Source organism: Streptomyces globisporus C-1027, assembly GCF_000261345.2.
Taxonomy (GTDB): domain Bacteria; phylum Actinomycetota; class Actinomycetes; order Streptomycetales; family Streptomycetaceae; genus Streptomyces; species Streptomyces pakalii.
The window spans coordinates 2,587,308-2,606,977 of the sequence record NZ_CP013738.1 but is presented as its reverse complement, the minus strand read 5'-3'; the positions used below and the strand labels follow the sequence as shown (position 1 = coordinate 2,606,977).

Genomic DNA, 19,670 nt, shown 5'->3' with positions numbered 1-19,670 from the left:
GTCTGGTGCTGGCACCATTCCAGACCTCCAGAGGATGTAACACCGATTGAGCCAGGCTGTTGCAGCCCCCCTTGTCTTCCACTCCAGAGGCAGAAGATTGGGATGCCCTGCACTGCTGTCATCCGGGAGGGTGCAGTACCCGAACAGGTGCTTGTCCAGGATCACGTAGCCAGTCTGGCCGGGAGTGCTGATCACCACGTAGCGAGTCATGGAGTGACCATCGGCCCCCATTGGGGCCGTATCTGCCCCGGACTGGGGACAGTTGGGCTGTCTCGGCGCTAGCCTCTAAGAACGCCTAGATGTCCACTGGGGGACTCTTGAACACAGCCTTACGTACTGCTATGGACTCTGCCGGTCTCACCCCACGGCGTTTGGCCTTGGCTGTGGGGGTCACTGGGAAGACCGTCGAGAGGTGGCTCAGTGACCCCGGGCTCATCCCTCACCCGAGGAACCGGGAGGATGCCTGTAGGGCGTTGGGAGTGGAGGAAGAGACCGTGTTGTGGCCGAAGCTCATCACTGACCGCGTGAAGACAGGTGAAGACAGGGAGATTGTTCGTAGCTACCCCTATCGCTCTGCCTGCCCTTCAACCGTCTGGTCTGATCTGGTCAAGGACTCTGGCCGGGATATCTTCTTGGCCGGTTACACCAATTACTTCCTGTGGTCTCAGCTTCCAGACTTCATCGGCACCGTTCGGCGGAAGGCTGAGAACGGCTGCCGTGTCAGGTTCCTTCTGGGTGACCCTAATGGAGAGGTAACCAGGCAGAGAGAAGAGATTGAGGGTGTTGCCCTTACGGTCTCCACTCGGATCAGGATCACTCTGGAGCACCTGGAAAGGCTTGGTGGAGTGGAAGGGGTAGAGGCTAGGTTCTCTTCCCCTCATGACGCCATGAACCATGTGTCTCTGTCGGTGTTCAGGTTCGATGACCAAGCCTTGGTTACTCCTCACCTAGCCAGGCTTGTGGGGCACGACTCCCCTCTCCTTCATCTCCGCCGGATTGGTGGAGATGGGATGTTCTCCCGGTTCTCGGAGCATGCAGAAGAACTGTGGGACAGGGGTACTGCTGTCTCGGTGACTGCATGACAAAGGGAGGGCCAAGCCTTAGCTTGGTCCCTCCCGTAAGGCTCTCAGCGCCCCTCTAAGGGCTAGTACCTGTCCCCCTGGCTCTTGACTGCCTTCACTGCCCTGCTGGTGGCCATGTCAGCCGCATAACGCTTGAGCATGGTCCGATCCTTCCAGCCAGCAACGGTCATCACGTCCTCCCCTGAGACACCAGCAGAGAGAAGGTCGTCAGTGAAGGTGTGCCGGAACTGGTGAGGGCTGACTGATCCATAGCCACAGTCCTTAGCCCTTCTGCCGAGCATCCGATAGAGACCGGAGTAGGTGAGCCTGCCCCTGTTCCTGGAGCCGAGCCACAGCCATTCCCCTCCACTCAGCTTGTGGGATTCCCTGGCCCTGAGATAGCGAGTCAGAGCAACCACGGTCTTGGGTTGAAGGGGAATGATCCGGCCCTCTCCTGCTGCCCTTGCATCCTTGAGGGGGACCACTTGCAACAGGCCCTGTTCGAGGTGCAGATAGTCAAGGCGGAGAGTGAGGAGTTCTTCTGCCCTCAGTCCTTCAGTCAGGACCCTAATAATTGCGTGGTCCCTGACCTTCTCAAAGTCCCTGATCCTCGGGTGGCCGTTACCAGTCACCTTAAGAAGGTCGCCAATGAAGTCGTGACTCAGGGTCTTGGGCTTGGCTCCAGTCGGGGGTGCATACCTCTGGAGCTTCTTGTCCCGGTAGGGATTGGGGGTGTCGTACTCAGCTTCCAGGTAGGAGCAGAACGTACGAAGGTTCCTCTGGAGAGTGTTGGTCCCTCCCTGGTTGTGGCTGTCGAAGTACCAACGGAAGAACCGGTTGAGCGTGGCAGTGTCCAGAGAGAGGAAGTCCCCTTCCATCCCTTCTGCTGTCATCCACTGATCCAGGGTCCTGACTGCCTTGCAGTACGCAGTGACAGTCTTCTCCTGGTACGGCCGACCATGCTTGTTGTTGCTAGCCCTCAGGTGGGTGGCGTAGTCGGCCTGTAGGGCTGCCCTGGCGTCCGACTGTCCCAACTGGTCGGGGACTGCTCGGAGGGTGCTCCTGGTGGCGCTGGCTGCCCTGAGAGGGGAACGAAGCTCTGCCGACATGCGTTGACTCCCTGGAACGGGAGCTAGGCAAGGGCCAGTTCTCTAGGCACCTCACCTAGCTGCTACGAGTAGGTGAGTCACGTGGCCTTCCGTGGCCTCCCTGACCATGAAGTGCAGGTCAGGAAGGTCGGTGGCGCCCCCGGCAGGACTCGAACCTGCGGCCAAGCGCTTAGAAGGCGCCTGCTCTATCCACTGAGCTACGGGGGCCGGGAGTCCTGATCGGTGGTTCCGTGGCCGTGCCGGGACAAGGATAGGGCTCCGATCCCCTGGACCCGGTTGCTTCACCTGCGTGGCACGTTGTGGAGGTTCGGTGAAGCGAACCGATAATCGCAGGTAGGTGCGATTCCCGCAGCGCTTTTCGCCTACCACGCGCCGGGTGTTGTGCAGTCGTTATGCCCCTGCCCCACTCGTCCCCTCTGTCCTGACTCTGTCCAGAGGGTGGAACCGCCGCGCAGAGGGGTCTATACGCTTCAAAAAGGCTCCAAAATTGGGCATTCTTCGCATGTGGTGACCATGGACGTACGGCCTCAGCTCATCGACGCACTTTCCGCCCTGCGCGACCGTGTCGCCGCCGTGCGTCTCCCACTGCCCCTGCCGGGGGCCGAACGCGCCCGGCAGACCAGGGTCGAACTCCTCGCCCAGCTCGACGACTACCTCCTGCCACGCCTGAAGGACCCCGAGGCGCCGCTGCTCGCCGTGATCGGCGGATCCACCGGGGCCGGGAAGTCCACCCTGGTCAACTCGCTGGTGGGGTGCCGGGTCAGCGAGGCCGGAGTGCTGCGGCCCACCACCCGGACCCCGGTGCTCGTCTGCCACCCGGACGACCACCACTGGTTCGCGGGCGTACGGGTACTGCCGCAGCTCACCCGGATCTGGCTGCCGCCGGGGCAGACGCCCGACCCCGACGGGCTCGACGACCTCGCCGCACGCGGAGAGGACGGGGAGGCCGCCCTGCGGGTGGAGACCGCGCTCAGCCTGCCCCGCGGGCTCGCCATCCTGGACGCCCCCGACATCGACTCGCTCGTCGTCCGCAACCGCGTCCTCGCCGCCGAACTCATCTGCGCCGCCGACGTCTGGGTCATGGTCACCACCGCCTCGCGCTACGCCGACGCCGTGCCCTGGCATCTGCTGCGTACCGCGAAGGAGTACGACGCCGCCCTCGTGACCGTCCTCGACCGGGTGCCGCACCAGGTGATCGCCGAGGTGTCCCGGCAGTACGCGGCCCTGCTGACCCGGTCCGGACTCGGGGACGTTCCCCGCTTCACCATCCCCGAACTGCCCGAGTCCACCGGCGGCGGCAGCGGGCTCCTCCCCGCCAGCGCCGTCGCCCCGCTGCGCGCCTGGCTCGCCCACCGGGCCCAGGACCCCGCCGCCCGGCAGCAGGCGGTGGGGCGTACCGCCTCCGGCGTCATCGAGTCGCTCAACGTACGGATGCCCGCCCTGGCCTCCGCCGTCGCCGCCCAGTACGCCGCCTCCGTACGGCTCACCACGGCGGTCGACGAGGCGTACGGCAAGGAAGCCACCCGGATCCGCCGCCGGCTGAAGAACGGGGCGGTGCTCTCCGGGGACGCGCGGACCCGGTGGCGCGGCTACCCCCTCTACAGCTCGCCCGAGGAACTCCTCGAAGCCCTCGTCGACAGCCTGGTGGCCCTGCTCCAGTGCTCGGTCTCCGCCGCCGACGAACAGATCCGCACCCACTGGCGCCGCGAACCCGCCGGGGCCCTGTTCCGGTTCGAGGGCGCGGGACGGGAGGCCGGGGGCTGGGGGCCCGCCGAGGACGTCGAAGGGCGGATCGCCGTCGCCGTACGCCGGTGGCGCCGGGTTCTGGAGGAGCTGGCCGAGGAGGAGGTGCGCCAGCTCGACCGCAGCGTGGCGCCCGCCCCCGAGAGCGTCGCAGCCCTCCTCGCGGCCGCCCTGCTCGGCGGGCGGCGCGCCCGGGCGGCGGGGGAGCAGCTCGCCGAACGCATCGGCGCCCAAGGCGCGCTGCGCCTCCGCGACAAGGGCGGCGAGCAGCTGACGACCACGCTCGAACAGGTCCTCGGCGGCGAACGCGAACGCCGCCTCGCCCCGCTCGACGCGCTCGACGTCGCCCCCGAACCCCAGGCCGAACTGATCGCCGCGCTTTCCGTACTGCAGAAGGAGAGGTGGCAGCGATGACTGCCGTCACGGACGAGGACCACGGCAAGGGCGACGGCACGGGGAAGCCGGACGGGCGCGCGGACGGGCGCTGGGACGACGGGCTCATCGCCCGGCGCGCGGCCGAGGCACGCCAAGCGGAGGAAGCCGCGCCGCCCACGCCCGCCGAGGACGACGCGGAGCCGCAGGTCGAGGCGTACGCCCCCGCCGACGGACCGCTGCCCACCCGGCTCGACGCCCTGCGCGAACTCGTCGGACTCTCCCGCGCCCGGCTCGACCGGGACACCCTCGCCGAGGCGGGCCGCGTCCTGGACGAGGCCGCGGCCCGGCAGCGGCTCTCCTCCCGGCACACGGTCATCGCCGTCGCGGGAGCCACCGGCAGCGGGAAGTCGACCCTGTTCAACGCGCTCGCCGGGGCCCCCATCTCCGACACCGGACTGCGCCGTCCCACCACCTCCCAGCCCATCGCGTGCAGCTGGACCGACGGGGCGGCGGGACTGCTGGACCGCCTCGCCGTCCCCGGGCGGCTGCGGCGCAGGCCCCATCCGGGGCCCGCCGCGTTCGACGAGGCGCTCCAGGGGCTCGTCCTGGTCGACCTGCCCGACCACGACTCGGCGGCCACCGAGCACCGCGACCAGGTGGACCGGGTGCTGGCCCTGGTCGACGCGGTGATCTGGGTCGTCGACCCCGAGAAGTACGCCGACGCCGCCCTCCACGAGCGCTATCTGCGCCCGCTCGCCGGACACGCGGAGGTCACCTTCGTCGTCCTCAACCAGACCGACCGGCTGCCCGGCGAGGCCGCCGACCTCGTCCTCGACGACCTCCGCCGCCTCCTCGACGAGGACGGCATCGCGCTCGGCGAGCACGGCGAACCCGGCGCCACGGTCATGTCCCTGTCCGCGCTCACCGGCGACGGGGTCCCCGAACTCCGCGAGATGATCGGCCGGTTCGTCTCGGACCGCACCGCCGCCACCCGCCGCCTCTCCGCCGACGTCGACGCGGCGGCGGCCCGGCTGCGCAAGGTGTACGTCGCCGAGGGGCGGCCCGGTCTCGGCGAGCGGGCCCGCGACGAGTTCACCGACCGGCTGGCCGAGGCCGTCGGCGCGGCGGCCGCCGGACAGGCCGCCGAGCGGGAGTGGCGCCGCAACGCGAGCCGGGCCTGCGGGACGCCGTGGCTGCGGCTCTGGCGCTGGTACGAGAACCGGGGCCTGCCCGGCAGCCTCGACCGGATGGGCCAGGCGCTCACTCCGCCCGAGGAGGAGCTGACGGCCCGGCAGCGGGTCGAGCAGGCGGTGCGGATCGTCGCGGACGACGCCGCCGACGGGCTGCCGGGACCCTGGGCGCAGGCGGTGCGCGAGGCCGCGTTCACCGGGGCGCAGGGGCTGCCCGAGGCGCTGGACGAACTGGCGGTCAAGGTAGGCGCCCCCGGCGCGTCGAAGCAGGGCGGCGGGACGGAGACGGGGAGGAGCACGGTCCCCCAGCTCGGCGGACGGCCGCCCAAGCCGCCCCGGCCGAAGTGGTGGCCGGCCGCGGTGCTGGCCCAGGCGTCGATGACGCTCCTGCAGATCTTCGGCGGCCTGTGGCTGGTCGGCCAGATCATCGGCGTCCTGGAGCCGGGGCTCGTCACCCCCGCGCTCATCATGCTGGCCGGTGTCGTCGGCGGCCCGCTGGTCGAGTGGGCCTGCGCCGCGGCCATCCGGGGACCGGCCAGACGGTACGGGCAGGACGCCGAGCGACGGCTGCGCGAGGCCGCGGCCGGCTGCGGCCGGGCCAGGGTCCTGGACCCGGTCGCGGCCGAGCTGGTGCGCTACCGGGAAGTGCGCGAGCGGTACGTGACGGTGACGGAGTTTTCCACAACCGGCCGGTAGTCCACAGGCCCCGACGCGATTCCTTTCCGGCCCCCACCATGGAGTGCGTACACACCGCCGGACGACGAGGTACGCGCGGTGCGACACGGAAGACAAGGAAAGCGGGGGCGGGAAATGAACGAGACCTTGGTGACCCTGGTGGGTAACGCGGCGACCGCGGTGGACTTCCGGGAGACGGCCACCGGAGGAATGGCGCGATTCCGTTTCGCCGTCACTCCGCGCCGCTGGGACCGCGAGAAACAGCTCTGGGCCGACGGCCGTACCAGCTTCTACACCGTCTGGTCCTGGCGGACGCTCGCCGCGAATCTCGCCGGTTCCGTTTCGGTCGGGGAACCGCTGGTCGTGCACGGGCGGTTGAAGGTCCGCGAGGAGGAACAGGCCGGTCAGCGGCGGACGTTCGTCGATGTCGAGGCCGTCGCCGTCGGCCACGACCTGAGCCGGGGGACGGCCGCCTTCCGCCGGGCGCCCAGGATGGAACCCCAACTGACGGAGCGTCCGGAGCGCGTCACGGACGGCGACGCGGAGGAGTCCCCGAAAGAACGGGAACAGGTCGGCGCAATGGCCGCAGTGTCCTGAAAAGACTGTTCGGCGACGCGTTCGGGCGCCATCCCGCGATAACGATTCCGATTCGGAATGGTTGGCGAAGGGTAGTTCGGGGGACTCACCTCGGCCCGTTCTTTAGGATTCCCAGTGCTCACGGGTCACTTGGGTCTGCTGGCGAGGCATTCCCCACACGCGCACCACGCGCGAGGGCCTCGCCCGGAGGGGAATTCTGTGTTTTCTGCGCCTTCAGCGTCCGCTGCGTCGTCCGGCACGACAGGAGCGGACCCCGGCCGCGGGATCCTCCGCCCGGTCGCCGCGCTGCTGGTCTCCGGTCTCGTCGCGGCCGCCGCGCTCGTCGGCGCCGGACCTGCGGCGGCCGACGACACCAGCCGGCATCACGGCGGCGCGGCCGCCGTGCTCGACGGACTCAAGACCTTCGACAGCGCCGTGCTCCGCATCGCGGGGGAGGACGGCGCGCCCGCCCGGACCCAGGAACTGCCCGCCGGACTGTTCGAGATGACCGTGGACGGCGGCGGCAAGCTCAAGACCTACTGCATCGACCTCCACAACCCCACCCAGGACCAGGCGAAGTACCTGGAGACCCCCTGGGCCGAGACCTCGCTCAGCGGCAACCGGAACGCGGGGAGGATCCGCTGGATCCTCCAGCACTCCTACCCGCAGGTCGACGACCTGGCAGCGCTCGCCGAGGCGGCCGGTACCGGCCCGCTGACGGAGCGGACCGCCGCCGCCGGCACCCAGGTCGCCATCTGGCGCTACTCGGACAACGCCGACGTCACCGCGTCGGACAAGCAGGCGGAGAAGCTCGCCGACTGGCTGCAGCGCAGCGCACGCCAGGAGAAGGAGCCCCGGACCTCGCTGACCCTGGAGCCGGCCGCCGTCTCCGGCCGGGCGGGCGAGCTGCTCGGGCCGGTGACCGTCCGCACCGCCGCGGGCCAGGTCTCGGTGTCGCCCCCGGTGGACGCCGCTGCCAGCGGCGTCCAGGTCACCGACAAGAAGGGGGCCCCGGTCACCGAGGCGTCCGACGGGGACCGGCTCTACCTCGCCGTGCCGAAGGACACCGCGGACGGCACCGCGTCGCTGACCGTCCAGGCGACCACGTCCGTGCCGGTCGGCCGGGCCTTCGCCGGGACGGGCCGGACCCAGACCCAGATCCTGGCCGGTTCCAGCGAGTCGACCGTCTCCGCCCGGGCCACCGCCACCTGGGCCGAGACCGGCGCCGCCCCGGCGGTGACCGCCCGGAAGAACTGCGCGAAGGGCGGGGTGGACGTCACGGCCGCCAACCGGGGCGACGAGCCGTTCACCTTCGAGCTGGCCGGTGAGGAGCACACCGTCGCCGCCGGGGAGACCAGCACGGTCACCGTCCCCGTCGCCGAGGACCAGGCGTACGACTTCACCGTCACCGGGCCCGCAGGGTTCAGCCGTACCTTCACCGGGACGCTGGACTGCGCCACCAGCGGCAGCGTCCTGGAGCAGGCGAGCGAGGAGGCGGGCGGCGCGGGCAACGACGTCGGCACGCAGAGCGCCGAGCAGTCCCTCCCGGCCACGACCGGCGCCGCCTCGTCCGGTCTGGAGGGAGACCTCGCCGCCACGGGTGGCTCCAGCGCCACCCCGATGCTCGCCGCCGTCGCCATCGGGCTGCTCGTCGCGGGCGGTGGCGCGGTCTTCGCCCTCCGCCGGAAGAAGCCGCACACCGACGGTGAGTGAACACCCGTCCACACGTGGTGACCGGGGTTCCGGTGCCGGAGCCCCTCCCCTCCAGGCTTCCCGCAGGTAAGGGTTCTGGGACGTCGGGCAGGCGTGGGGCAGTGCCGTCAGGCTCCGGTTGCCGGGGGGTCGCCGACGACGTGCCCGATGCCGAGGTCGGTGCGCATAATGCCGCGCATCCTCTCCCAGCGATCCCAAAGGCGGACGAAGTCTGCCCTTATGTCATCGAAGGAACCATCCGGATCGGGGTTTCCCTCCTCCAGGCACATGGTCCGTCGGTAGACCTCGGACAGTGCTGTGGTCATCTCATCCAACTCGGCCAGAACGGCTGTGGACGCGATGAGCTGAGCCCCCGCGAAAACCGAGTGGTGATCACGTCGGGCCTCCTCGACGGACTCCCGAGCCTCCGGCGTGACAGCTCCCTTGTGTACGGTCCACAAGAAGTTGATGAGGTGCGTCCGGTAGCGACGAAAGGAAGCGTTGACCTGCATGTAGCCGTCTCGTCGACGGTTCAGCTCGGCTACTTGCTGCTCGCGATGCCACTGTGCTTCGGCCACCTGCTGCTGGCGCTCGAACTGTTCTGCTTGGACGCGGCCGAGGAGGCGTTGCGACAGAACGGAGGCGATGAGTGTGCCTGTCACGCCGACCACCGCAGCGGCTAAGCCGATGAGCGCGCTTCCCATGGAATCCCCCTGGCTGATTGCGAAAGTCACATGGATGGCAACCTGCCCGCGATGAGGTGAGGGGATGCCCTCTCGCGTCGCGGTTCCGGGGGCCCCGGTGACCAGGGTTCCGGTGCCGGTGGGTGGACGGGTTTCCGTCCGGGGGCGGGTGTCAGGCAAGATGGGTGTATCTGCCCACACCTCTATTGCTGCCGGACGGTTTCTCTTGGCTGAGTACATCTACACCATGCGCAAGACGCGCAAAGCGCACGGCGACAAGGTGATTCTCGATGACGTCAATCTGAACTTCCTGCCCGGCGCGAAGATCGGTGTCGTGGGCCCCAACGGCGCCGGTAAGTCCACGGTGCTGAAGATCATGGCGGGCCTGGAGCAGCCGTCCAACGGCGACGCGTTCCTGTCGCCCGGCTTCACCGTCGGCATCCTCATGCAGGAGCCGAAGCTCGACGAGTCGAAGACCGTCCTGGAGAACGTCCAGGACGGCGCCGCCGAGATCATGGGCAAGCTCCACCGCTTCAACGAGGTCGCCGAGCTCATGGCGACCGACTACTCCGACGCGCTGATGGAGGAGATGGGCAAGCTCCAGGAGGACCTGGACCACGCCAACGCGTGGGACCTGGACGCCCAGCTGGAGCAGGCCATGGACGCCCTGGGCTGCCCGCCCGGCGACTGGCCGGTCACCAACCTCTCCGGTGGCGAGAAGCGCCGCGTGGCGCTCTGCAAGCTCCTCATCGAGGCCCCGGACCTGCTCCTCCTCGACGAGCCCACCAACCACCTGGACGCCGAGTCGGTGAACTGGCTGGAGCAGCACCTCTCGAAGTACGCGGGTGCCGTCGTCGCCGTCACCCACGACCGGTACTTCCTCAACAACGTCGCCGAGTGGATCCTCGAACTCGACCGCGGCCGCGCGATCCCCTACGAGGGCAACTACTCCACCTACCTCGACAAGAAGGCCACCCGCCTCAAGGTCGAGGGCCGCAAGGACGAGAAGCGCCAGAAGCGCCTCAAGGAGGAGCTGGAGTGGGTGCGGTCGAACGCCAAGGGGCGCCAGACCAAGTCCAAGGCCCGTCTCGCCCGGTACGAGGAGATGGCGGCCGAGGCCGACAAGATGCGGAAGCTGGACTTCGAGGAGATCCAGATCCCGCCGGGCCCCCGGCTCGGTTCCATCGTCGTCGAGGTCGAGAACCTCTCGAAGGCCTTCGGCGACAAGGTCCTCATCGACGACCTGTCGTTCACGCTGCCCCGTAACGGCATCGTCGGCGTCATCGGTCCGAACGGCGCGGGCAAGACCACGCTGTTCAAGATGATCCAGGGCCTGGAGACCCCCGACAGCGGCTCGGTCAAGATCGGCGACACGGTCAAGATCTCCTACGTCGACCAGTCCCGCGCCAACATCGACCCGAAGAAGACCCTCTGGGCCGTCGTCTCGGACGAGCTGGACTACATCAACGTCGGCCAGGTCGAGATGCCGTCCCGCGCCTACGTCTCCGCGTTCGGCTTCAAGGGCCCGGACCAGCAGAAGCCGGCCGGCGTCCTCTCCGGTGGTGAGCGCAACCGCCTCAACCTCGCGCTGACGCTCAAGGAGGGCGGCAACCTGCTGCTCCTCGACGAGCCCACCAACGACCTCGACGTGGAGACCCTGTCCTCGCTCGAGAACGCGCTGCTGGAGTTCCCCGGTGCCGCCGTGGTCATCTCCCACGACCGCTGGTTCCTGGACCGCGTCGCGACGCACATCCTCGCCTACGAGGGTGACTCCAAGTGGTACTGGTTCGAGGGCAACTTCGAGTCGTACGAGAAGAACAAGATCGACCGCCTCGGCCCGGACGCGGCCCGCCCGCACCGTGCCACGTACAAGAAGCTCACGCGAGGCTGATCGTCTTGGCCCGTCACCTCTACAGCTGCCCCCTGCGCTGGTCGGACATGGACGCCTTCGGCCACGTCAACAACGTGGTCTTCCTCCGCTATCTGGAGGAGGCGCGCATCGACTTCATGTTCCGGCTGGCGCCCGGGGACGGTTCCCCGTCGTTCTCGGGCGGGTCCGTCGTGGCCCGGCACGAGATCGACTACGTACGGCCGCTGGTCCACCGGCACGAGCCGGTGACCGTCGAGTCGTGGGTCACGAAGATAGGCGCCGCGTCCCTGACGATCGCCTATGAGATCAAGGACCCCGAGCAGGTATACGTACGTGCCTCGACCGTCGTCGTGCCGTACGACCTGGCGGCGGAGCGGCCCCGGCGGATCTCCGCCGAGGAGAAGCTCTTCCTCCAGCAGTACCTGGCAGAGGAGCCCGCCGCGGCATGACCGTGCCCGTGCAGTCGCTGCTGTTCGCCGACCCGAGGGAGGCGGCGGATCTCGCCGCCTTCCTCGGCCGGCTGCTTCACTACGACCGGGCCGCCGCGGTCCGGTTGCAGGCGGGCGGCGGCGACGCGCTGGCCGTGTTCGGCCGTCCGCCCTCCTTCGAGGTCCTCGCCATCCGCACCGCCCGCCTGGCCCGCCCCGAGACGCTCGACGTCACGGTGTCGGCCGGGGAGCTGCTGGAGTCCCTCGACGTCTCCGGCGACGGCGACGTCGAGCGCCCGGGGGAGCGGGGAGGTGCGCTGCCCGCGCCCGTCACCGGGCCGCCCTGGACCGGCGTCCTGCCGCCCCGGGGGCCCTGGCAGGAGCAGGCTGGGCTGCCCGCCCCCGACGCGCTGCGCGCCGCGCTCGACGAGGCCGTCGCCGAATTCCGTACGCGGGACGAGGCGCTGCCCGAGGAGTCGCGCACCCGCGCCGAGCGCGACCGGATCGGGCGCGAGATCTGGTCCCGGCCGGTCGGCACCACGGACCTGCCCCTGCGCGCCGTGCACGCCGCCCAGTCCCTCGGTTTCCTGCGTCCCGACCCGGACTTCCCCGTCTCGCTGCTCTCCGCGGGCGGCTGGCTGCGGCTGCGGACGCCCTTCGGCTCGATCGCGCTGCGCCGCGACCCGGCCGGCGGGCTCGGCGGGCTCGGCCTGTCGGTCGAGCCCGGCTGAACCGGAGGCCCGGCTGACCGGGCCGACCGCCGGATCGGCCGGATCGGCGAGGCCGGCCGCCTCCGCCGCTACTTCGCCTGCTTCTCCCGCTTCTCCTGCGGGTCCGAAGACCCCTCCGGCTTCTCCGGAGCGCCGTGCGCGTCCGGCCAGACGCCGATGTGGTCCTGCTCCAGCTCCAGCAGCACCCGGTGCTCCATACCCAGCGCCTGCGTGTAGTCCGCGGGCAACTGGAGCCGTCCCGCCCGGTCGAGCATCGCGTACTCCCGGGCCACCTGCGACTCCTGGCCCGTCGCCGCGTCCACCTCCGTACGGCGCAGCACCTCGGAGGACGTACGGCCGTCGCGGATGGCGACCGTACGCCGGACCTCGTTCGCGACCGCCTGGTCATGGGTGACGATCACGATCGAGGTGCCCAACTCCTCGTTGGCGCGCCGGAACGCGGCGAAGACCTGCTCCCCGGTGGCCGAGTCCAGCTCACCGGTCGGCTCGTCCGCCAGCAGCACGGACGGGTTGTTGGCCAGCGCCACCGCGATCGCCACCCGCTGCTGCTGCCCGCCGGAGAGCTGCTGGGGCCGCCGGTCGCGGCAGTCCGCGATGTCGAGCATGGCGAGCAACGACTCGGCGCGGGCGGCCCGTTCGCGCTTGTTCCCCCCGCCGCGCAACTGCATGGGCAGGGTGATGTTCTGGATCGCGGTGAGATACGGGAGCAGATTGCGGGCGGTCTGCTGCCAGACGAACCCGACCACGTCCCGCCGGTAGCGCAGCCGTTCCTTCGGGCCCATCGACAGCAGATCGCAGCCCGCGACCTTCGCCGAGCCCGCCGTCGGCACGTCCAGCCCCGCCAGGATGTTCATCAGCGTCGACTTGCCGCTGCCCGACGCCCCCACCAGGGCCATCAACTCGCCCTCGGTGACCAGCAGATCGAGACCCTGGAGGGCCTGTACCTCCACCCCGTCCGTGGTGAAGATCCGCACCACCCGGTCGCAGGCGATCAGCGCGTCGTGCCCGTAGGAGGGGCGGTCCCGGCGGGCCGCGGCCCGCCGCTCCAGCTCCGCCAGCGTCGTCTCGGCCGCGCGGGGCGTGCCTGCCGTCTCGGTGGACGAGGTCATCGGGAGTCTCCTGCCCTGAGTTCGGTGATCGATCCGCGGCGGCTCGCCCACCACGCCTGCACGCCCGCGACCGCGGCGGCGAGCGCGACCACCCCGGCGGCCGGCAGCGCCAGCGACCAGAGGTCGGCGCGCAGCGTGACGGGGCTCGTGTCCGATCCGGCGACGCCCGCGAGCGCGAGTGGCACCAGATCGATGCCGGGGGAGAGCAGGACGATGGTCGCCCAGCCGGTGAGCAGGCCGCCGCCCGCCGCCAGCAGCGCCTGCGGGGTCGCCTCGAAGGCCAGCAGCCGCCTGCCCTGCCCGGTGGTGAGCCCCATCGTCCGCAGCCGCGCCAGCAGCGTCTTGCGCTCGGGCGCGGTCTGGAGCAGCGACAGCAGGACGGCCAGCAGCGCGTATCCGGCGCCCGCCGCGACGGCCGCCAGATAGATCCGCCCGGCCCCCGCCTGCATCGGGGTGTTGACATACCGCGCGCGCTCCTCGGAACGCAGCTGTACGACGAACTCCTCGTCGTTCCCGTCGGCCGCCGCGCGCAGCTTCCCCGGGTCCGGGGCGCCGGTGAGCAGCAGCGTGGTGGGCGCCCGCTCCTCCAGGGAGGCGGAGTTGACGATCAGGAAGTTCGTGGAGGCGAGCGACGCCACCCGCTCGACGGTCCCCACCACCTGGACCTTGAAGTTCCCGGACAGGGTGTCGACCGCGTGCTGCTCCTTGCCCAGACGGGCCGCCACCGCCGGGGAGGCGATGACCGGCAGCACCCGCTCCGGTACGGACTTCGCGCCCTCGGGCAGCGGGGCCGAGGGGCCGGTGGCCTTCAGCAGGCCGCTCGGGAAGTCCGGCAGCCCGGTCGTGCGGGCCAGCCGGGTGTACGAGGCCGGGTCGACGCCCACCATGGTCGTGGCCCTCGCCGCGGCCGCGTCGCCGCCACCGGTGTCCGCGCCCGGACCCGTATCCGTACCGCTGTCGTCCGGACCACTGCCCGCCCCGCCGTCACCGGCCGCCGTCTCCGGCATGGTCACGCCGAACTCGATCCGCAGCGGCGCCGCGTTCCGCACCCCGTCCAGATCGCGCACCGTGCTGACCAGTTCGTCGGGCAGGGTCGCCCGCTCGCTCTTCCCGCTGACCCGGGCGTCCGCGCCGACGGCCGTCAGCGCCGCGTCGTCCCGCGCGTCCCCGATCCCGGCGATCACCGAGCCGCCGAACGCCGCCGTGGCCAGCGCCAGCAGCAGGGCCAGCAGCGGCAGCGCCCCACCGGCCGAGGAACGTCCGGCCCGGGCCAGCGACAGGAAGCCGATCGCCCCGCGCAGCCGGGCCATGGGGCGTGCGGCGAGCCGCAGGGGCAACGGATAGAGCCGCACCAGCACCAGCGCCGCGATCAGCGCGACCAGCACAGGAGCGCCGCTGACCAGCAGATCGGTGCCGCCCCCGGACGTACCGCGACGGCGCAGCGCCGTCACCGCGCCGACCGCCAGCACCAGCAGGGTCAGTTCGGCGACGGTCCGCCGACGCGAGGGCCGGGCGCTCACCATGTCCTCGCGGGCGCCGTGCAGGGTGGGCCGGATGTGCTGGAGCGTCGTCCGCAGCGGCAGCGCGACGCAGACGAGAAGCCCGACGCCCGCCGCCGCCAGCGCCGCAGGCCACCAGCGGCCCTCGCCCACGGCCAGGACCGCGAGGAGCAGGCCGAGCGCGCTCGCGGGCACCACGGTCACCGCGGTCTCCGCGAGCAGACGGCCGCCGATACCGCGCAGCGAGCCGCCACGCGAGCGCATCAGGGCCAGTTCGGCCTTGCGGCGGGCGGCGGTCAGGGCGCCCGTCATCACCAGGACGACGGCCGCCACGGAGCCGATGCCGAGGGCGGCCACCGCGATCACGGGGCTGATCGCGTCCCGCATCCGCGCGTTGGCCTGCACGATGTGCCCGAGCCCGGTGAGGACCTCCGCCGTGTCCCCGGCGATCGCCCGCACCTTCAGCAGCCCGGGTCCGCTCTCCAGCGAGTTGACGACGGCCGTCAGCCGGGCGCCGTCGGGGCCGGTGAGCGCGGAGGGGGCGGGCGGGAACCGCCAGAACAGGGACGGTTCGGTGGCGGTGGCCAGGAGCGCGGGCCCGGCGTCCTCGGCCAGCAGGACGGTGCCGGTCCAGTAGTTCTGCGGGAAGGGGCTCGCGGGGTCCGGGATCAGGGACGGGGTGCGCACCAGCGGATCGGCGGACCAGTAACTGCCGCCCGGGTCACGGGGGGCGACGATGCCCGTGATGGTCACCGTCAGCGGACCCCCGACGGCGGTGGGCAGTCGGAGGGCCGAGCCGACCTTCATGTTCAGCGCGGCCGCCGTCTCCTCGGTGACCGCGCCCCGCACCGCACGGGAGCCGGCCGTCACCGCGTCGGGCGTCGTCGGCCAGGCCCCCTTGACCAGCCGGGCGTGCTCCTTGAGCCCCGTCTGCGCCGTGTACGAGAGCTGCGGCGGCACCGTGTCGGGCCTCGGCAGCCACGGCTCGGTCGCCAGGACCGGCTTCATGGTGCGCAGGCCGTACGCCACGGACGACATGTCCGCGCGCAGCGGTTCGGGCAGGGCCTTGCCGAGCGCACCGCCGACCCGCTTCAGCTCGGGCGTCCGAACTCCGGCCTCCCGCTGCTCCCGCGGCAGTTCCAGTCCGGGCTGGGGACGGGAGACCTCCACGGCGCTGCGCCCCGCGTCGGCCAGCCGGATGTCGTGGCGGAGCCCCTTCGTCTCGTACGCGTCCACGGCCCGCGGGAACGCCGCGGCGAGGAACGCCGTCACCAGCACCAGCACCGCGAGGGCCACCGCGGCGCCCGGTGCGGTACGCAGCCGGGTCCGTATCCAGGGCGCGCTCGCCGCCCGCTTGCCGTCCCTCATGTCAGTGGTCCCCCTGGTGGCGCAGTGTGACCGCCGGGTCCCCGCGGCGCAGCGCCATCGTCGCGACGATCACGAGCGGCAGGGCGGCGACCCCGGCCAGCAGCGCGGCGACCTGCCCGGCGGGCAGCTCGACCAGCACCGGCGGAACAGGCCGGTCCGCCTGCCCGGTCAGGACGATGAGCGGGACGACGGCCCGGGTCAGCACCGTGCCGATGCCGAGCCCGATCAGCAGGGCGAGGGCGATCAGCACGCCCTGTTCTGCGGCGATCATCCGGGCCAGCTGGCGGCGCGGGGCACCGAGCGCCCGCAACACGCCTAGCTCCGCCGCCCGTTCGCGCCGGGAGCCCGAGGCGCTGACCGCGAAGCCGACCGCCGCCAGCGCGGCGGCGACCACCGCGACGGCGGGCAGCGCCGACTGCGGCCCCGCCCCCAGCGGGTCGTCCACCAACTGCTGGGCGGCCTCGGCCCGGACCAGCACCTGGGCCGGGTCGGTGTCCGGCAGCGCGCGCAGGGCGGCGGCGACCTTCGGCGCGTCGCCGGGGGCCGCGCTCAGCCACCACTCGGTCGCCTCGATGGTGGCCGTCGTCCGCCCGGCCAGGAGCTCGGTGACGGCCTTGAGGTCCAGCAGCAGCGCGCCGCCGTACTGCGCCGGGTCCGCGGTGCCGGACAGCTCGGCGGTTCCGGTGGTGGGCAGCCGGCGCACCGCGTCCGCCAGGGTCACCCGGACGGTGTTCCCGGCCAGGGTGAGGTCGATCTCGTCGCCCAGCTTCGCGTTCGTGCTCTTCAGATAGGCGTCCGTCGCGACCGCCTTGAGGGGCGCGGCCTTCGGCCGGGCGGCGGTGATCCGCAGGGTGCTGGTGGTCGGCTCCCAGGTGTCCTTGGTGCGCACCCCGGTGTCGTACGTGAAGTCCGGCAGTCCCGCTGTCCCGTTGCGCACCGGCGTCGTGCCCGGCCGGCTGTCACCGCGGTCGGTGAGCGCCATCGACGCGTCCCAGCGCACCGATCCGGAGGCCGGGACCGGGCGTTCCGGGCGTCCCTGGCCTGCGGAGTCCTCGGAGCCAGCGGAGCCTTCAGATCCTGCGGGGGAGCCGGAGCCCGACGCTTCGCCGTCGCCGGATCCCGTGACCACGCGGACGTCGCTCACCGCGACCCGGCGCTTCTCCGCCCGGCCGGCGGGCGGTTCGTCGTCCACCTCGATGCCTGTCACGGCCAGCCCGCCCGCCGCCGACACCGCGAACGACACCGGGACCGGGCGGCCGTCCACGGGCACGGGGCCGGCCAGGAACCGGTAGGGGAGGCCGTAGCGGTCCTCCAGCAGCACGGTGACCACCGGCGGCGATGTGCCGGGGGCGGCCTCGGAGCGCTTCGGCGACACCGTGGTGATCCGCAGGTCCATCCGCACCCGGGTGCTGTCCTTCGGGAGGACGAGCCCGGGACGCGGGGTCCGCTTCGGGGCGATGGTGTCGAACACCCGGCGCGGGCTTCCGCCGGCGAGGTCGGAGCGCATCAGCATCCCCTCGTCCGCGTGGGCGGTGTCCAGGGCCAGGATCTCGGCCGTGCGCCCCCCGGAGGCCTCCACCGTCGTCCGGTGGGCGGGGGCCGCCTGCCGCACCCCGTCCAGGCCGCTGTAGGTCCCGGCCGACGCCGGACCGCTGCCGTGCCCGCCCACCAGCCGGACCGAGGCGCCGGAGCCGAAGTCGGCCTGGTCGGACTGCGAACGGTTCCACGAGGCGCTCTGTCCGATCGCCAGCATGCCCATCGCGACCGACAGGACCAGCAGCAGCACCGGACCCGCGCCCCGCAACGGGCGGCGGCTGAACTGCCAGCCCGCCAGGGCCGCGGGCAGCCCCCGGCCCTTGGCCGCACGCCGTTCCGCGAGCCGCGCCGCGGGCGGCAGCAGCCGCAGCGTGAGAACCGTTCCGGCGAGCAGCGCGAGGGCCGGGGCGGTGACCAGCAGAGGGTCGATCCCGAGGTTGCCCGCCCGGTCGCCGGTGAGCGCCCCGCCGCCGGCCTGCCGGTCCAGCTGCCAGTACGCCACCCCCGCGATCAGCAGCAGCCCGAGGTCCGCGCCCGCCCGCACCGGCCCCGGCAGCGAAGCGGCCCGGGTCCGGCGCCCGCCCGCCCAGGCCGTCAGCGACGGGGCCACCACGGCCAGGGCACAGGCCAGCGCGACGGCCGCGGAGACCAGCCACACCGTTCCGGTCGAGGCAGCGCCGACGTCGAGGCCGATCCGGGACAGGGCGCTGCGCTCGGCCAGCAGCCCGGTCAGCGGCCCCGCGAGCAGCGGGGCGACCACGGCGGCGGGCACGGCCAGCAGCAGCGCCTCGATCGCGGCGAACGAGGTGATCCGGCCCCGCGAACCGCCCCGGGCCCGCAGCAGTTCCCGCTCGCCGTCCCGCTCGCTGTTCAGCAGCCGGGCCACGAGCAGCAGGGCGTACGCGGCGAGCAGTACCAGCTGCACCGCGACGATCATCAGCGTGGAACGGGAGACCAGCAGCGCCCGGTCGAGCTGGTCGAGCACGGTCGGCAGAGGCATCCGCGCGGTGACACCGGCCTTGAACACCGGGGCGGCCGCCAGCGCCTTCGGGGCGCCGGCCGACGCGTCCCGCAGCCCCGCCATGGAGCCGGTGGTCAGTGTGGCGAAGTCGGCTGCCGCCAGCCAGGACGTCTGCCCGCCGCCGAGAGCGCCCGAGGCGAGGACCGAGGGGTCGGTGAGCAGCGGGCCGTACGTCGTGAAGGCGAGCTTGCGCACCCCGCGCCCGCCGAGCGGGTCCAACTGCCAGTACGGGTCGGACCGGTCGGCCGCCTCGTAGACACCGGTGACCAGGACCCGCTGCTTCTTGTCGTCGTGCAGCCGGTCGGTGACGGTGAGCCGGGCGCCGGGCTTCAGCTTCAGCGCCTCGGCGGCGACGACGGGCAGCGCGATCTGTACGGGGCCGGTGCCGTCGGAGGCGGAGGGCGCCCTGCCCTCCGTGATCCGCACCCGGTCGCGGTCGAGGGCGGCGAAGTGGGTGAGATCCGGTTCACCGCGCCGGGCGGCCGGGTCCTGGAGGCTCCGCGGCAGCGCGTACGAGCCCGAACTCTCCAGCTTCCCCACGGTCACGGGCAGCCCGTCGAAGGCGTCTCGGGAGGCTGTGCGGACGGCCTCGTCGGCCTCCGCGCGCTGTTCGTGGTCGACCGACGCGGACACGACGAGAGCGGCGGCCGCGGCCGACCGGTGGGTGAGCGTGTGGCGCAGGGCCGCGTCCCCGACGGAACCCGAGAACGCGGTGAGCGCGGCCAGGACGGAGGTGGTCAGCAGGACGGCGAGGACGGCCGCGGAGAGCAACAGGCGATGAGCCCGCACCCGCAGAAGGACGAAACCCGTCACCTGATCCCCCAGCCCCGGAAACACCGCATGCGCACGCCCCCCGACGTACCGGTGATGCTTTCAGAGGCACCTGGGTTTCGGTAACCGCTTACAGGCGCACCTTGATGCGATCGTGATCGTTATCCGGAGGTGGAGCGTCGAATTCCGGAGGCGTGCGGTCACAGAACGTTCACGTGGTCGCCGGTCGGTGA

13 protein-coding genes and 1 tRNA gene are annotated in these 19,670 nt (G+C 71.6%); 8 read left to right on the top strand and 6 right to left on the bottom strand.

What is annotated here, in order from left to right; all coding sequences use genetic code 11:
* The first annotated feature begins 341 nt into the window (after window positions 1-341).
* Window positions 342-1,082 (top strand): XRE family transcriptional regulator, encoded by a 741-nt coding sequence (locus WQO_RS34920; RefSeq protein ID WP_167552032.1) that lies wholly within the window; start codon window positions 342-344, stop codon window positions 1,080-1,082.
* A 62-nt stretch (window positions 1,083-1,144) separates the two neighbouring features.
* On the opposite strand, the gene WQO_RS11225 is transcribed toward WQO_RS34920, so the two are convergent.
* Window positions 1,145-2,170 (bottom strand): tyrosine-type recombinase/integrase, encoded by a 1,026-nt coding sequence (locus WQO_RS11225; protein ID WP_010063049.1) that lies wholly within the window; start codon window positions 2,168-2,170, stop codon window positions 1,145-1,147.
* 131 nt (window positions 2,171-2,301) lie between these two features.
* Window positions 2,302-2,377 (bottom strand) — tRNA-Arg (locus tag WQO_RS11220).
* A gap of 306 nt (window positions 2,378-2,683) precedes the next feature.
* Between WQO_RS11220 and WQO_RS11215 the strand changes: the two genes are divergently transcribed.
* The 4 genes from WQO_RS11215 to WQO_RS11200 all read left to right on the top strand — a co-directional run bounded on the left by WQO_RS11215 (window position 2,684) and on the right by WQO_RS11200 (window position 8,442).
* Window positions 2,684-4,327, top strand: coding sequence for an ATP-binding protein (locus tag WQO_RS11215; RefSeq protein ID WP_010063048.1), 1,644 nt, complete (start codon window positions 2,684-2,686; stop codon window positions 4,325-4,327).
* The gene (locus WQO_RS11210; RefSeq protein ID WP_010063047.1) at window positions 4,324-6,174 is read left to right on the top strand and encodes a YfjP family GTPase; all 1,851 of its coding nucleotides are present in this window, start codon (window positions 4,324-4,326) and stop codon (window positions 6,172-6,174) included. The genes WQO_RS11215 and WQO_RS11210 overlap by 4 nt, the downstream gene beginning before the upstream one ends.
* Window positions 6,175-6,288: 114 nt before the next feature.
* Entirely contained in the window at window positions 6,289-6,750 is a 462-nt protein-coding gene (locus WQO_RS11205) for a single-stranded DNA-binding protein (RefSeq protein WP_010063046.1), read from the top strand.
* A gap of 198 nt (window positions 6,751-6,948) precedes the next feature.
* Window positions 6,949-8,442, top strand: a complete 1,494-nt coding sequence (locus WQO_RS11200; protein WP_010063044.1) for a Cys-Gln thioester bond-forming surface protein — start codon at window positions 6,949-6,951, stop codon at window positions 8,440-8,442.
* 107 nt (window positions 8,443-8,549) lie between these two features.
* Here WQO_RS11200 and WQO_RS11195 read toward each other — a convergent pair whose 3' ends face one another.
* A complete protein-coding gene (locus WQO_RS11195; protein ID WP_148660112.1) occupies window positions 8,550-9,125 on the bottom strand; it encodes a hypothetical protein in 576 nt (191 codons plus the stop codon).
* A 205-nt stretch (window positions 9,126-9,330) separates the two neighbouring features.
* Here WQO_RS11195 and ettA point away from each other — a divergent pair, with 205 nt between their 5' ends.
* Genes ettA through WQO_RS11180 form a run of 3 tightly spaced genes read left to right on the top strand, consistent with a single transcriptional unit; the run spans window position 9,331 to window position 12,133 of the window.
* Window positions 9,331-10,995: an energy-dependent translational throttle protein EttA gene (gene ettA / locus WQO_RS11190; protein ID WP_010063043.1), complete on the top strand. Its 1,665-nt coding sequence runs from the start codon at window positions 9,331-9,333 to the stop codon at window positions 10,993-10,995.
* 5 nt (window positions 10,996-11,000) lie between these two features.
* The gene (locus WQO_RS11185) at window positions 11,001-11,423 is read left to right on the top strand and encodes an acyl-CoA thioesterase (protein ID WP_003969105.1); all 423 of its coding nucleotides are present in this window, start codon (window positions 11,001-11,003) and stop codon (window positions 11,421-11,423) included.
* Window positions 11,420-12,133, top strand: a complete 714-nt coding sequence (locus WQO_RS11180) for a DUF8010 domain-containing protein (protein WP_010063042.1) — start codon at window positions 11,420-11,422, stop codon at window positions 12,131-12,133. Before WQO_RS11185 ends, WQO_RS11180 begins: the two co-directional genes overlap by 4 nt.
* A gap of 68 nt (window positions 12,134-12,201) precedes the next feature.
* Here WQO_RS11180 and WQO_RS11175 read toward each other — a convergent pair whose 3' ends face one another.
* The 3 genes from WQO_RS11175 to WQO_RS11165 are packed head-to-tail and all read right to left on the bottom strand — an operon-like array spanning window position 12,202 to window position 19,479.
* Window positions 12,202-13,242: an ABC transporter ATP-binding protein gene (locus tag WQO_RS11175; protein ID WP_010063041.1), complete on the bottom strand. Its 1,041-nt coding sequence runs from the start codon at window positions 13,240-13,242 to the stop codon at window positions 12,202-12,204.
* Window positions 13,239-16,109 (bottom strand): hypothetical protein, encoded by a 2,871-nt coding sequence (locus tag WQO_RS11170; protein WP_010063040.1) that lies wholly within the window; start codon window positions 16,107-16,109, stop codon window positions 13,239-13,241. Before WQO_RS11170 ends, WQO_RS11175 begins: the two co-directional genes overlap by 4 nt.
* Window position 16,110: 1 nt before the next feature.
* A complete protein-coding gene (locus WQO_RS11165) occupies window positions 16,111-19,479 on the bottom strand; it encodes an FtsX-like permease family protein (RefSeq protein WP_010063039.1) in 3,369 nt (1,122 codons plus the stop codon).
* Window positions 19,480-19,670 lie beyond the last annotated feature (191 nt).